The organism is Actinoalloteichus caeruleus DSM 43889, assembly GCF_000429185.2.
GTDB classification, from domain to species: domain Bacteria; phylum Actinomycetota; class Actinomycetes; order Mycobacteriales; family Pseudonocardiaceae; genus Actinoalloteichus_B; species Actinoalloteichus_B caeruleus.
The window spans coordinates 5,510,800-5,524,165 of sequence record NZ_AUBJ02000001.1; the positions used below are offsets into that span (position 1 = coordinate 5,510,800).

The 13,366-nt window shown below is 74.0% G+C and carries 13 protein-coding genes and 1 riboswitch; of the genes, 9 read left to right on the forward strand and 4 right to left on the reverse strand.

Annotated features, from left to right (window positions below; genetic code table 11):
* The first annotated feature begins 63 nt into the window (after positions 1-63).
* The 6 genes from rsfS to G443_RS22450 all read left to right on the forward strand — a co-directional run bounded on the left by rsfS (position 64) and on the right by G443_RS22450 (position 6,320).
* Entirely contained in the window at positions 64-465 is a 402-nt protein-coding gene (gene rsfS, locus G443_RS22425; RefSeq protein ID WP_026418481.1) for a ribosome silencing factor, read from the forward strand.
* Positions 462-1,091 carry a histidine phosphatase family protein gene (locus G443_RS22430; RefSeq protein WP_026418480.1) on the forward strand — a complete coding sequence of 210 codons (630 nt, stop codon included), beginning with the start codon at positions 462-464 and terminating at the stop codon, positions 1,089-1,091. Before rsfS ends, G443_RS22430 begins: the two co-directional genes overlap by 4 nt.
* A gap of 61 nt (positions 1,092-1,152) precedes the next feature.
* On the forward strand, positions 1,153-2,013 hold the full coding sequence (locus G443_RS22435) for a DegV family protein (protein WP_026418479.1): 861 nt from the start codon (positions 1,153-1,155) through the stop codon (positions 2,011-2,013).
* A 240-nt stretch (positions 2,014-2,253) separates the two neighbouring features.
* On the forward strand, positions 2,254-2,463 hold the full coding sequence (locus tag G443_RS22440) for a hypothetical protein (protein ID WP_026418478.1): 210 nt from the start codon (positions 2,254-2,256) through the stop codon (positions 2,461-2,463).
* A gap of 655 nt (positions 2,464-3,118) precedes the next feature.
* Positions 3,119-3,958 carry a ComEA family DNA-binding protein gene (locus tag G443_RS22445; protein ID WP_245588759.1) on the forward strand — a complete coding sequence of 280 codons (840 nt, stop codon included), beginning with the start codon at positions 3,119-3,121 and terminating at the stop codon, positions 3,956-3,958.
* A gap of 1 nt (position 3,959) precedes the next feature.
* Positions 3,960-6,320, forward strand: coding sequence for a ComEC/Rec2 family competence protein (locus G443_RS22450; protein WP_026418477.1), 2,361 nt, complete (start codon positions 3,960-3,962; stop codon positions 6,318-6,320).
* Positions 6,321-6,418: 98 nt separating this feature from the next.
* On the opposite strand, the gene thrC is transcribed toward G443_RS22450, so the two are convergent.
* The gene (gene thrC / locus G443_RS22455; RefSeq protein WP_026418476.1) at positions 6,419-7,702 is read right to left on the reverse strand and encodes a threonine synthase; all 1,284 of its coding nucleotides are present in this window, start codon (positions 7,700-7,702) and stop codon (positions 6,419-6,421) included.
* 11 nt (positions 7,703-7,713) lie between these two features.
* Positions 7,714-7,842, reverse strand: a riboswitch (SAM riboswitch).
* Between the two features lie 105 nt (positions 7,843-7,947).
* Here thrC and holA point away from each other — a divergent pair.
* Positions 7,948-8,940, forward strand: a complete 993-nt coding sequence (holA, locus tag G443_RS22460; RefSeq protein ID WP_026418475.1) for a DNA polymerase III subunit delta — start codon at positions 7,948-7,950, stop codon at positions 8,938-8,940.
* Positions 8,941-9,223: 283 nt separating this feature from the next.
* Here the strand turns inward: holA and rpsT are convergent, their stop codons facing one another.
* Entirely contained in the window at positions 9,224-9,484 is a 261-nt protein-coding gene (gene rpsT, locus G443_RS22465) for a 30S ribosomal protein S20 (protein WP_026418474.1), read from the reverse strand.
* Between the two features lie 222 nt (positions 9,485-9,706).
* On the opposite strand from rpsT, the gene G443_RS22470 reads away from it, so the two are divergent.
* Both G443_RS22470 and G443_RS22475 read left to right on the forward strand, forming a co-directional pair.
* Positions 9,707-10,513 carry a sulfite exporter TauE/SafE family protein gene (locus G443_RS22470; protein WP_026418473.1) on the forward strand — a complete coding sequence of 269 codons (807 nt, stop codon included), beginning with the start codon at positions 9,707-9,709 and terminating at the stop codon, positions 10,511-10,513.
* Between the two features lie 736 nt (positions 10,514-11,249).
* Positions 11,250-11,594, forward strand: coding sequence for a hypothetical protein (locus G443_RS22475; RefSeq protein ID WP_051313854.1), 345 nt, complete (start codon positions 11,250-11,252; stop codon positions 11,592-11,594).
* A 133-nt stretch (positions 11,595-11,727) separates the two neighbouring features.
* Here G443_RS22475 and G443_RS22480 read toward each other — a convergent pair whose 3' ends face one another.
* A complete protein-coding gene (locus G443_RS22480) occupies positions 11,728-12,831 on the reverse strand; it encodes a 3-deoxy-7-phosphoheptulonate synthase (RefSeq protein WP_026418472.1) in 1,104 nt (367 codons plus the stop codon).
* A gap of 317 nt (positions 12,832-13,148) precedes the next feature.
* The gene (locus G443_RS22485) at positions 13,149-13,364 is read right to left on the reverse strand and encodes a type II toxin-antitoxin system antitoxin (protein ID WP_026418471.1); all 216 of its coding nucleotides are present in this window, start codon (positions 13,362-13,364) and stop codon (positions 13,149-13,151) included.
* Positions 13,365-13,366: the final 2 nt, after the last annotated feature.

The window sequence follows — 13,366 nt, forward strand, 5'->3', positions numbered from 1 at the left end:
CACGTCGGCCGGTAGGCTCCGGGAGTCGCGTGGACGCGTCCCGCCCGCGCCGGAAGGAGAAACGTGGTAGCAACCGACGAGGCCCGCGAACTGGCGCTGCTCGCCGCGCACGCGGCCGCCGACAAGAAGGCGAACGACGTCGTCGTGCTCGACGTGTCCGAGCAGCTCGTCATCACCGACTGCTTCGTGATCGCCTCGGCTCCGAACGAACGCCAGGTCGAGGCGATCGTCGACAACGTCGAGGAGAAGCTGCGCGAGCACGGCGTGAAGCCGGTGCGGCGGGAGGGCGCCCGGGAGGGCAGGTGGGTGCTGCTGGACTTCGTGGACGTGGTCGTCCACGTGCAGCACTCCGAGGAACGGGCGTTCTACGCCCTCGAACGACTGTGGAAGGACTGCCCCCGGGTGCCCTTCCACGACCCGGCCGGCGGCGAGCCGGAGCAGACGACCGGGAGCGAGCCGGCATGAGCGCCGGCCTGGGGCGACTCGTCCTGTGGAGACACGGGCAGACCTCCTACAACGTCGCCCACCGGTTCCAGGGTCAGCTCGACATCGAGCTGACCCCCACCGGCCGGGAACAGGCACGCCGCGCCGCGCCCGTCCTGGCGGAGTTCGCGCCCGCGGTGTTCGTCTCCTCCGATCTGCGGAGGGCCAGCGCGACGGCCTCGGCGTTCAGCGCCGTCACGGGCGTCGAGTCGCGGTTGGACAAGCGGTTGCGGGAGACCCACTGCGGGCAGTGGCAGGGTCTGACCCACGACGAGGTGGAAGCGGGTTGGCCGGGAGCGCTGCGGGAGTGGCGGGCGGTCTCCACGGTCGCGCCTCCCGGCGGGGAGAGCAGGGTCGAGGTCGCCGTCCGGGCCTCCCAGGTGGTCGACGAGGTCGACCGCGAACTGGGTGGCGGCGGCCCCGAGCCCGCGACCGCGCTGTTCTGCGCGCACGGCGGTCTCATCGTCGGGCTGACGGCGCGGCTGCTCGGTCTGCCCCTCGAGCAGTGGGGGTCGTTGGCCGCGGTCTCGAACTGCAACTGGGTGGTCTTGGAGCGCTCCACCACCACGGGGTGGCGTCTTCGCGCCTACAACGCCGGACCCACCTGAACCCGGGGGGCCAGCCGGGTTCGGTGGGCGCCGCCCTCGCCGGCCCGTAGGGTGGTGTGCCATGCCCGTCGCGATCGTCACGGACTCCACCGCCTACCTGCCGGAGGGCGCGGCGGAGCGCCACGGCATCCACCGCGTCCCGCTGCACGTGGTGGTGGACGGAGTGGGGACGCTGGACGGGGAGGGCTCGGACGGCCCGGGGGTGGCCGACGCGCTGCGGCACCACCGCCGGGTGACCACGTCCCGACCGTCCCCGGCCGAGTTCGCCTCGACGTTCCGTTCCCTGCTGGACGGTGGGGCGTCCTCGGTGCTGTCGATCCAGCTCTCCCGTGAGCTCTCGGGTACGTGGGAGGCGGCCAGGAGCGCCGCCGAGGAGGTCGCGCCCGACCGCATCCGGGTGGTGGACTCCCGGTCCACGGCGATGGGCATGGGCTTCGGGGTGCTCGCCGCGGCCGCCGCGTCGTCCCGGGGCGCTGACCTGGACGAGGTCGCCTCGGTGGCGGAGACGACGACGGCCCGGACCCGCACCGTCTTCTGCCTCGACACCCTGGAACACCTGCGGCGTGGCGGCCGCCTCGGCTCCGCGTCCGCGCTCCTGGGCACGGCCCTGGCGATCCGGCCGTTGCTGCACGTCGACGACGGGCGGATCGTCCCGTTGGAGAAGGTGCGCACCACCCGACGGGCGATGACCCGGCTTGTCGAGCTGGTCGCGCGGAGTTCCGGCTCCGGACCGGTCGCGGTGGCCGTCCACCACCTGGACGCTCCGGAGCGGGCGGTCGAGCTGGCAGGTCTGATCGAGGAACGCGTACCGGGGTGCGACGGTTGCCTGGTGTCCGAGCTCGGTGCCGCGCTGGGGGCGCACACCGGCCCCGGCGCGCTGGGAGCGGTTGTCCTACCGGGAGGGCTGCCCGCCGGGGCCTGAGCGTCGGCGTCGCCTGACCGGTCCGCTCGGGTGCGCTTCACGGCTTCGGCCGGGTGGTGACGTCGGGGGCCTCGGCGCACGGCGCCGGAGTCCGGCCGTCCCTGATCGCCGGGGCCGCGATCACCCAGGCGCCCACCAGCGCGATCGCCCCGACGACGGGGATCGCGGGTGGACCCAGCCGGTCGAGGACGAGACCGCCGACAGCTCCGGCCGACGGCGGCGCCGAGGTAGAGACCGGAGATGTTCAGCGAGACCGCCGTCATCGCGGCCCCTGGCGCGGCGGCGATGGTGCTGGCCTGCATGGGTGGGTTGAGTGCCCAGGCGAACACCGACCACGCGACCACGGCGATCCCGAACGGCCAGAGGGGCGCACCGGTGGCGACGAGGACCGCGACGAGGCTCAACGCCACGGCATGCCCACCGAGGACCGCCAGCCGTGGGTCGGCGTGAAGTAGGCGCGCTCCCCGTCCGGCCGCCCCGGATTCCGGCGACTGCGAGGCACCGGGAGGCCCGGGCGGATCGTCCCAGGGGAACCGAGGCCGGCTGCCGCAGCGCCGCCCTGCCCCGGTGGGCACGCGTCACCACTGCCCGTGCCGCACGGCTCGTCGAGCCAGGCTGCGAGGAGCGGTACCAGCCGTGCGGCAGCCAACCGGATCACGCGAGGGCGCAGCGGGGCGCGAGGCCCACCAGCACGCCCCGCACCCCAGCGCGAAGACCCCGTTCCAGCCAGCGACCAGGCACGGCACCCTGTCGCCGGCGCGATCGGCGGGAGCACACCAGCGCACGTCACCGGCTGGCTCCCGAGAGGCGCTCGCCGCCCGCCACGAGGAGCCGCTGGCACCCGAGCGGGAACGGGCGCCAGCGGCTCCTCCCGGTCCCGATCCGTTGTGGACCCTGATGTGCGCCTCGTGGCGGGTCCGGGCTCCGCGGCGGGGCCGTCCCAGCCGGTCCGCCGTCCACTCGAACACGTCACGCCCCCGACCGAGCGGGTGCGGTGGGCCGCTGTTCGGTCTTTCGTGGGCGGAGTTGTCCCCATCCCGGGGTTGTCCACAGGGGCGCCGCCGGGAGGCGCGCGGCGACCGCTGTCGTCCCTAGCGTCTGGGCCATGACGAGCTTCCATGCCTACGACCCGCGTGCGGAGCCGGCCGTGGCCGCCCGCGACCGGTTGACGGTGCTGGCCGAGACGACGGGAGGCGATGGGGAGGAACCCCGCGTCGGCGGTTGCCGGAGCACGAGGACGCCTCGCCACGCCGCGCGTACCACCGCCGGCGGGTGGGCGAGGAGGTGGCTGCCCGACGGGATGCGTGGAGTCCGGCTGGACCCCGGCCGGTCGGCTGCCCTGGCCGTGGGAACGGCCGCGCTCCTCGGCGCGGGGCTCGTGTGGTGGCTGGCGTCCCGCCCGCCCGCCGAACCCGCGCCCCCGCTGCCGGTGGCCGCGGTCGCCGAGTCCGTCCCGTCGCCGACAACCCCCACCAACACACCCTCGCCCGCGCCCACCGAGGTGGTGGTCAGCGTCGTGGGTCTGGTGTCCCGGCCCGGCCTGGTCACCCTGGCACCGGGGGCGCGGGTGGCGGACGCGGTCCGCGCGGCGGGCGGGCAGGTGCCGACCGCCGAGGTCGGCGAGCTCAACCTCGCGCGGCGCCTGGCCGACGGTGAGCAGGTCCACGTCGGGGTGCCGCCCCCGCCGGGTGCCAGGGAGGGGGTGGCTGGTGGGGAGGGGCCCGGGGCGGAGGACGGATCCGGCGGAGCACCCGGCGTGGTGAACCTGAACTCGGCCGATGCGGAGGGGCTGCGCGCGCTCCCGGGCATCGGCCCGGTGATGGCGGACCGGATCGTCGAGTGGCGAGCGGAACACGGCGGTTTCGCCAGCGTGGAACAGCTGCGCGACGTCGACGGGATCGGACCGACCCGGTTCGAACGGCTGCGTGAGCTGGTGACGGTGTGACATGGCTCGTGCGACGGACGCCCGTCTCGTCCCCGCCGCCCTCGCCGTCTGGGGCACGGCGCTCACCGGGATCCTCGGGGAGTGGTGGCTGGCCCCGCTCGTCGGTGTCGGGACCGTGGTGGTCGCCGCGCTGGTGGTGCTCGTGGTGCGGTGGTGCCGGCCGGCGTGGTACCGACGCACCTGGCCCCAGGCGGCGGTCGTGGCCGGGCTGGCGGTGGTGAGCGCGGTGGTCACGGCGGTGGAGGTCCGCGACGCCGTCGAGCATCCGCTGCGGGTCGCCGCCGGGGAGGGGCGGTCGGCGGCGATGGCGGTGGTGGTCAGCGACGACCCTCGCCGCGTTGGTGGTGCGCCGTCGGGTCGCCCCGACCAGCGGGTGGTCGTCGAGGCGCGGTTGGAGTCGTACCGCGTGGCCGGGGAGCCCGGGGTGCGACGAGGGCGAGGACGAGTGCTGGTGATCGCGCCCGCCGACAGCTGGGGCGAGCTCCTGCCCGGGCAGGAGGTCTCGGTCGAGGGGCGGCTGTCACCGCCTCGGTCCGGCGAACCCCTGCTGGCGGTGGTCAGCGCCCGCGACCCGCCCGGGCACCCGAGTGAGCCACCGTGGTGGCAGCGGGGGGCAGGGGAGCTCCGGGAGGGGCTGCGGGACGCGGCACGGGTGTTGGCCCCGGAACCGGCCGGGCTGTTGCCCGCCCTGGTCGTGGGGGACACCAGCCAGCAGTCCCCGCAGGTCGTCGAGGAGTTCCGGACCGCCGGGCTGACCCACCTCACGGCCGTCAGCGGTTCGAATCTCGCCGTGGTGTGCGGCGCCGTGCTGTTGGCCGCCCGCGCCGTCGGAGCCGGGCCCAGGGGCAGCGCCGTCGCGGCGGGAGTGGCTCTGGTCGGGTTCGTCGTGCTCGCTCGTCCCGAGCCCAGCGTGCTGCGGGCGGCGGGCATGGGAGCCGTCACCCTGCTGGCGTTGGTGCTCGGCCGGGAGCGCTCGGCCCTGCCGGCCCTGGCGGCGACGGTGGCCGCGCTGCTGCTGGTCGATCCGGCGTTGGCCGTGAGCGCCGGTTTCACGCTGTCGGTGCTGGCCACCGGTGGTCTGGTGCTGCTCGCCCCGCCCTGGGTGGCGGCCCTGCGGACGCGAGGAGTACCCGCCGGGCTGGCCGAGGCGCTGGTCGTACCACTCGCGGCGCAGGTCACGACCGCGCCCGTCGTGGCGGCCCTGTCGGCCGAGGTGAGCCTGGTCGGCGTGGTCGCGAACATCGTGGCCGCGCCCGTGGTCGCGCCGGCCACGGTGTTCGGTGTGGTCGCGGCCGTCCTCTCGGTGTGGGCTCCCGGGGTGGCGGAGTTCTTCGTCCGGCTGGCCGGGCCGGAGGTGTCGTGGCTGATCTGGGTGGGTCGGACGGCGGCGGGTGTCTCCCATCCCACCCTGCCCTGGCCGGCCGGGGCGGGCGGCGGCCTGGTGTTGGCTGCGGTGTTGGCCGTCGTCCTGGTCGCGGCCCGGTCGAGCCGGTTCCGGGTGGCCGCGGTCGGGGTCGTCCTGGGTGGCGCGTTGATGGTGGTCCCCGCGCGCACCGCCTTCCCCGGGTGGCCCGGGCCGGACTGGTCGTTCGTGGCCTGCGACGTGGGCCAGGGGGACGCGCTGGTGCTGGCGACCGGTGAGCCGGGGCGCGCGGTGGTCGTGGACGCCGGGCCGGATCTGACCGGGGTGGGCGACTGCCTGCGCCGTCTGGGGGTCACTCGCGTCCCGCTGGTCATCCTGAGCCATCTGCACGCCGACCACGTGGGTGGGCTGGACGGGGTGCTGGCCGGTCGGCGGGTGGGAGCGGTCGCGCTCGGGCCGGCCAGGTCCCCGACCTGGGCCTACGAGGAGGTCGCGGCCGTCGCGGCGGGCAGGGGCGTTCCCCTGGTCGAGCTGCGGTTGGGGCAGCGGCTGCGGTGGTCGGGGCTCGCCATCGACGTGCTGGGCCCGCTGGACGGGTACGTGGCCGACGAGACGTCGGGAACGGAGGTGAACAACGCGTCGCTGGTCCTGCTGGCCACCACCTCGGTGGGGCGGGTGCTGCTGACGGGGGACGCGGAGCTGGCGGCCCAGTCGGGCCTGCTGGGCGCGGGGGTGGATCTGGCCGCCCCGGTGCTGAAGGTGCCGCACCACGGTTCCCGGTACACGCTCCCGGAGTTCCTCACCAGGGTGGCCCCGCGGGTCGCGATCATCAGCGTGGGTGCCGACAACCGGTACGGGCATCCGAGCGGCCAGGTCATCGCCGAGCTGCGGGCGTTGGGCGCGACGGTGGTGCGCACCGACCTCAACGGCCACCTGGCCGTCGGGCCGGGGCCGGAGGGGGTTCGGGTCCGGGTGTGGCGGGAGGCTACCGCCGAGTGACCCGGGTGGGACGGCGTCCCACCCGGGCCAGGGTCTCCGCGGTCCTCGGGTGGGGCCGGGGGTCCCGCCCCGGTCGCGTGGGGCGGGACCTGGCCGGATCAGGAACCGGCCTGTCCCAGCACCTCGTGCACCGCCTGCGCGGTGGGGGGCACGGTGGCCTTCGGCCCGACGTGGTCGCTGATCGCGTCGAGGGTCTTGAGGCCGTCGCCGGTGATGAGCAGCACCGTTTCGGCGTCGGGGTCCAGCTGTCCGGACTCGATCAGCTTCTTGGCGGTGGCGACGGTGACACCACCCGCCGTCTCGGTGAAGATGCCCTCCGTGCGGGCGAGGAGTCGGATGCCCTCGACGATCTCCTGGTCGGTGACGTCCTCGATCGCCCCGCCGGTGCGGCGCACGGTGTCGAGGACGTAGGGGCCGTCGGCGGGTGCGCCGATGGCCAGGGAACGGGCGATCGTCTCCGGTCGTACCGGTTGGACGACGTCGAGTCCCGCTTTGAACGCGGAGGCCACGGGCGAGCACCCGTTGGCCTGGGCGCCGAAGACCCGGTAGGGCGTTGGCTCGACCAGGCCGAGTTCACCGAACTCCCGGAAGGCCCTGTCCACCTTGGTGAGCTGGGAACCCGAGGCGATCGGGACGACGATCTGCTCGGGCAGCCGCCACCCGAGCTGTTCGGCCACCTCGAAGCCGAGGGTCTTGGATCCCTCGCCGTAGTAGGGGCGCACGTTGACGTTGACGAACGCCCAGTCCTCGTGTTCGGCGGCCAGTTCGGTGGCCAGCCGGTTCACGTCGTCGTAGTTGCCGTCGACGGCGATGAGCGTGCCGTCGTACACGGCGGTGGTGAGCACCTTGGCCCGTTCGAGCGTGGAGGGGACCAGCACGACCGAGTCCCAACCGGCGCGCGCGGCCGCGGCGGCGACGGCGTTGGCGAGGTTGCCGGTGGAGGGACAGGCCAGCACGCGGAACCCGAACTCCCGGGCGGCGGCGAGGGCCACGGCCACCACGCGGTCCTTGAAGGAGTGCGTCGGGTTGCCGGTGTCGTCCTTGACCCACAACCGGCGCACCCCGAGCTCCCTGGCCAGGCTGTCGGCACGCACCAGCCTGGTGCAGCCGGGGTCGGTGCTGGGGATGGTCTCGATGTCGCTGGGGACCGGCAGCAACCGCTTGTACCGCCAGATCGAGCGGGGCCCGGCCTCGATGTCCTCGCGGCGGACGCGACCGAAGTCGTACACGACCTCCAGCGGAGCGAAGTCGTCCGGGGAGACGAACTCGGGGGCGAGGGGGATCTGGTGGCCGCTCTCCTTCGAGGCCAACGCGACGGCGGGGCCGAGGTCGAGCGGGCGGCGGGTTCCTGGCGTCGTGCTCGAGCCAGCAGTGACTGTCATGGCGAGGCCTCTCCTCATCTTTCCCGCTGGGCGGGCCGGATTTGGCACCGAGTGCGGCAGCGGCGTGGTGGGGCCACGTCCAACTGGCGCTGGTTGCCGGGGTGTCGTCGGGCCGATCCCTCTACCCCTCTGGATGAGCGCTGTTCGGTTGTGCGGCACACGCTAGGGCATGGGGGTGGGCCGGGGCCAGCGGTGTCCGGAATGCGGGAGCGCGACGGTCCGGGCCTGCGTGGGAGAATCCCGGCGTGCCCCCCCAGCCCGCTCCGCCAGCCCCGCTCCAGCTCATCCTCGGTGATGAGGAACTGCTGGTGGAACGGGCCACCCGGGAGACCCTGCGCCAGCTGCGCGTGGCGGAACCGATGGCCGAGCTGACCAGGCTCCGCGCCACCGAACTCACCCCGCCCCACCTCGCCGAGCTGGTCAGCCCGTCGTTGTTCGCCGAGGCGAGGGTGGTGGTGCTCGAGGCCGCGCAGGAGGCGGGGGCGGAGATCTGCGAGGCCGTGGCCGCCTACTGCCGTGCGCCAGCCGAGGGCGTCGTGCTGGTCGTGGTGCACTCGGGTGGTGGTCGGTCGAAGCTGGCGAAGCAGTTGCCGGCCACGCTCCGCTCGGCCGGTGCGGAGGTGACCGAGTGCCCCAAGGTGACGAAGGCGTCCGATCGGGAGGCCTTCGTCCGCAACGAGGTGCGGGTGGCGGGGGGACGCATCGACGCGGCGGGGGTGCACGCGCTCATCGAGGCGGTGGGTTCGGACCTGCGGGAGCTCGCCTCGGCGGCCGCGCAGCTGGTGTCGGACCACGACGGCCCGCTGGACGAGGCGACGGTGCGGCGCTACCACCGCGGCCGGGCCGAGGTCACCGGATTCGCCGTGGCGGAGCGCGCGGTGGTCGGGGACGTCCCCGGGGCGCTGGAGGCGTTGCGGTGGGCGCTGAGCCTGGGGGTTCCCCACGTGTTGGTCGCCGACGCCCTGGCGGACGCGGTGCGTTCGGTCGCGCTGGTGCGCGGCGCGGGCGGCGGGGACCCGTTCCGGCTGGCCGGGCAGCTGGGGATGCCGCCGTGGAAGGTCAAGAAGGTGCGCAACCAGATCCGGGGCTGGGAGGACGACTCGCTGGTGCGGGCGATGCGGGTGGTGGCGACCCTCAACGGGGAGGTGAAGGGGCAGGCGGCCGACGCGTCGTACGCCCTGGAACGGGCGGTGCTCGAGGTGGCGCGTGCCCAGCGCGCGGGGCAGCGCGCCCGCTGACCAGCGCATACTCCGCGCATGTCCCGCACACGCTCCGCGGCTGCCCTCGTCGGGGCCGTCGTGCGCGCCGCCCGGTGGGGACCAGCTCCTCGTCCCGTTCACCTGTGCCGGTCCGGACGCCGGGCGTGCGGGCCCTGGTTTCGACTGAGGAGCTACCCGGGGTGATCCCCAGGGCGCGGACCGGGTCCGGTGGCGGAGTCCGGGGCGTCGACGGGGCGGGAACGACGGTGGGGGCCGCCCCGCGAACGGGAGGCCCCCACCGGACGTGACCGCGGTCCGCGGGTCAGAGCGAGTTGGCGCGCTGCGCGATGGCCGACTTCTTGTTGGCGGCCTGGTTGGCGTGGATGACGCCCTTGCTGACAGCCTTGTCGAGCTTGCGGTTGGCCTCGCGGCTGAGCTGCACGGCCTTGTCCTTGTCGCCGGCCTCCACGGCCTCGCGGAACTTGCGGATGGCGGTCTTCACCGAGGAGCGGACGGCCTTGTTCCGCAGCCGGGCCTTCTCGTTGGTCCGGATCCGCTTCATCTGGGACTTGATGTTCGCCACGAGGGCACCCCTTGATCTCGACGTGGTTCGTGCCGCGCTGTGTTGGCGCCGCCACCTGGCGCGAGGTCGAGTGGTGACTCGACCGTCCGAGCGGTGGCGGGTTTCCTCCCTGGCGGAATGCCGCACGGCACGGCGGACAACGGTACCAGCGACCCGACAGGTCGTGGTGGCCGGTCGATGGCATCGCGGAACCACCGCCACGCACCTCGTACGCTCGTTCGAGTGACTAGCGCGCTGAACTGGCCGGGCTTCGCCGACGTGTCCCTGGCGGCACTGCTGCTGCTCTGCGCGGCGGCGTTCGCGGCCGGGGCGGTGGATGCGATCGTGGGCGGTGGTGGCCTGATCCAGTTGCCCGCGCTGCTCCTGGTCATGCCGGGAGGGGAACCGATCTTCTCGCTGGCGACGAGCAAGGTGGCGGCGGTGGTGGGCACCGCGTCCGCCGTCCCGACCTATGCCAGGCGGACCAGGATCGACTGGAGCACGGCGGTGCCCATGGCGGTCGTGGCGTTCCTGGGGGCGGTGGGCGGCGCGGCCTTCGCGAACCTGCTCCCGTCGGTCGCGTTGAACTCCGTGGTGCTGGTCGCGTTGGTCGTCGTCGGCGTCTACACCTGGCGTCGGCCGTCGCTGGGCAGCGTCGAGGCGCCGCGTTTCGGCCGCCGGCACCAGATCCTGCTGGCTTCCCTTGGCGGCGCGACCATCGGTTTCTGGGACGGTCTCGCCGGGCCCGGCACGGGTTCCTTCCTGGTGTTCCTGCTGGTGGGGCTGGTCGGCTACGCCTTCCTGCACGCCTCCGCGACAGCGAAGCTCGTCAACACCGCGACGAACATCGGGGCGCTCTGCTACTTCATCCCGGCTGGCAAGGTGCTGTGGGGGCTGGGCCTGGTGATGGCGGTCTGCAACCTGGCGGGCAGCGTGTCCGGCGCGATGCTGGCGAGCCGGCGGGGCTCCGAGTTCATCCGGCGGGTCTTCCTGACGGTGGTGGTGGCGATGGTGGTCAGCCTGGCTTGGCGGTTGGCGACGGGCGGCTGACCGGCCGGGCGTGGTCCTGGTGCCCGTGCGGGGGTCAACGGCGCGCTGGCGGCGGGTGGAGGGGTGTGAGGCCGAGGGCGGCCCCGGCTGGTCGTCGACCCACTCCCGGGCCGTCGAGCGGGCCTTCTCGGACGCGGGTGTCCCGGGCGCGCCCTGGTCGTGGGTGGTTCGGGTTCGGGAGGTCCACGATCGACGCGGCGAGGGGTGCTGGCGCCGCCGTTCGCCCCCGGCTGTCCGACGCCGCTTTTCGGGGGAGGGCGGTTCCCGGTGCTGGCCCGCCTGGCGCGGGAAGGGGCGCACCGGCGTCGCGGGGTGGCGGACGACTCCTCGGCGCCCGGGCCCGGAAGCGCGGGGCGGGCCCGAGCGGGCGCTCCCGCCGGACGCGCGTCCGTTCCACCGGCTCGGCAGGGCGCGGGCAACGAGTCGGTTCGCGTGGTCGGCGGGCGGGGCGAGCCCTCGGGCCGCGCGACCGGCGGGTCCGAACGGCCGCGCGGCGCTCGCCCCGGCGGCCGCCGGGGCGGCGGCAGGTGGGCGAGTTCCCGTCGATCCTGTCGTCCGAACCGTTCTCACGGGTCGACAGACACCGTCGACGAGTTGAGAATCTTCAGGCGTGTCGGCAGCTGGCGAGAACTCCTATCAGCCCAGACCAATCCGATTCCTGGGAATCGAGGCGGTCGCGGGGTGGCGGATCAAGTGCTACGGAATATCAGCCCGGTCCAGACAGCCGGATGGTGAGGTGATCGACGCCGCCGTCACGCAGGCCGTCTCGGTGGTCTCGGCGACCGGGACCGATTCGGAGGTGCACGGGGTCGGGTTCGTGGTGGCGCACGAGACCTCGGAGCACTGCCTGACGCAGGTGCACTGGTGGGAGCGGAGCGCGACCCTCGTGCAGCGCCGGTTCTCCTCGACCCGCGACAGCGCGCACACTTTCCGCGAGGTGCGGTCGCAGACGATGGGTTCGGTCTGGGACCTCGCCGTGGTGGCCTACGAACGGGGAGCGTGGGTGCGCCACGTGCTGGCGAATTCGGCGGGGCCGGATCTCGCGGCCTACCTCGACGACGGATTCAGCGGGCTGGTGTGAATTGGTGGAACGTTGACCGGTTGGGAAATCGGCGTGTTGTCCCCTGACCACTTTCCCGCCGATTCCCCGGACCGGGGCACGGTCCAGCGCTCCCTCCGCTGGCTGACCAGCCCGCGTCCTCCGCGTCCTCCCGTCACCCCGTGCCGGCTCCCGAGCGGGTGGGGTCGGCCGCCCGGAGGGTGGCCGCCAGCGTCCGCAGCACGTCGGCGGTGTCCGGCCAGCCGAGGCACGCGTCGGTGACGCTCCGCCCGTACACCAGCGACGCCGGGTCCGCCAGCGGCTGGTTCCCCTCCTCCAGGAAGCTCTCCAGCATCACACCCCGCACACCCCGTTCGCCGCCGGCCAGCCGCCGCGCGAGGTCCGCCACCACGACCGGCTGGCGTCGGTGGTCCTTGCCGCTGTTGCCGTGGCTGGCGTCGACGACGACCCGTTCCGGGAGCCCGGCCGCCGCCAGGCGCTCCAGGGTGGCCCGCACGGAGGCGGCGTCGTAGTTCGGCCCCTGGGCGCTGCCCCGGAGCACCACGTGGCAGTCCTCGTTGCCGGTGGTGCTGAGGATGGCCGCCTGGCCGTCCTCGTTGATGCCGGTGAAGACGTGTTCGGCGGCGGCGGAGCGGACCGCGTCGACCGCGGACTGCACGTCACCCTCGGTGGAGTTCTTGATGCCGATCGGCATGGACAGCCCGCTGGAGAGCTGGCGGTGGACCTGGCTCTGCGCGGTCCTGGCGCCGATCGATCCCCAGCTGACCGTGTCGGCGATGTACTGCGGCGTGATCGGGTCCAGGAACTCGCAGCCGACGGGGAGGCCGAGCGCGAGGACGTCCAGCAGCAGTTGACGGGCGAGGGTGAGGCCCTCGTTGACCTGGTAGCTCCCGTCGAGCCCCGGGTCGTTGATCAGGCCCTTCCACCCGAGAGTGGTCCGGGGCTTCTCGAAGTAGACCCGCATCACGACGAGCACCTGGTCCCGGACCTCCTCGGCGAGCGCGGCGAGCCTGGTCGCGTAGTCGAGGGCGGCGGCGGGGTCGTGGACGGAGCACGGGCCGACCACGGCCAACAGGCGCTCGTCCCGGCCGGTGAGGACGTCGACGACGTCCCGGCGGCCTCGCAGCACCACGTCCCGGGCCTGGTCGGTCAGGGGGAGGCGGTCCTTGAGCAGCGCGGGGGACGCCAGCGGGCGTACGCGGAGCACCCGCTGGTCGTTCAGCTGGTCGACCGGGGGTGCGCTGGGGGCGGGGGACACGGCGGGCAGCCTTTCCGCGAACCGACCGCACCCCACCACCGGTGTCGAGCCGGCTCGCCTTCGTGGAGAACGAACGGCGAACGACAGCACTGGCCTCTCGGCCATCGTGTGCCGGCTCGGAATGGTGGGAATCAGCGCGTCACGGCGCTGGCATGCCCATTCCGGGCCGGCCAGCTAAACCGCCAATAACGCCGCATGGTGGCGATGCTACCCCATGCCGGGACGCCCGGGAGAGCCCCCGGGCGTGGCCGTCGCCACCAGGGACGCGGTCCCCCGGTACCGCGTCGGCCTGGCGGCGTCGGAAGCGCCAGGGCGGTTCACGCCTCGTCGTCGGGCTCCACCTTCTTGGGCGGGCGTCCCCTGCGGGGCAGCTGGCCCGCCTGGCTCGGCAGCCTGCCCGCCTCGGACAGCGAGCGTCTGAGGAGGAACTCGATCTGGGCGTTGGCGCTGCGCAGTTCGTCGTTCGCCCACCGGACCAGTGCGTCGTGCACCGCCGGGTCCAGTCGGAGGAGGAAGCTCTTGCGGCCAGCCACAG

Excerpts from the sequence above, each read along its gene's own strand:
- thrC (WP_026418476.1), bottom strand. The coding sequence starts at position 7,702 with ATGACAGTCACTGCTGGCTCGAGCACGACGCCAGGAACCCGCCGCCCG.
- G443_RS22445 (WP_245588759.1), top strand. The coding sequence starts at position 3,119 with ATGACGAGCTTCCATGCCTACGACCCGCGTGCGGAGCCGGCCGTGGCC.
- G443_RS22435 (WP_026418479.1), top strand. The coding sequence starts at position 1,153 with ATGCCCGTCGCGATCGTCACGGACTCCACCGCCTACCTGCCGGAGGGC.
- G443_RS22450 (WP_026418477.1), top strand. The coding sequence starts at position 3,960 with ATGGCTCGTGCGACGGACGCCCGTCTCGTCCCCGCCGCCCTCGCCGTC.
- G443_RS22440 (WP_026418478.1), top strand. The coding sequence starts at position 2,254 with ATGTTCAGCGAGACCGCCGTCATCGCGGCCCCTGGCGCGGCGGCGATG.
- G443_RS22430 (WP_026418480.1), top strand. The coding sequence starts at position 462 with ATGAGCGCCGGCCTGGGGCGACTCGTCCTGTGGAGACACGGGCAGACC.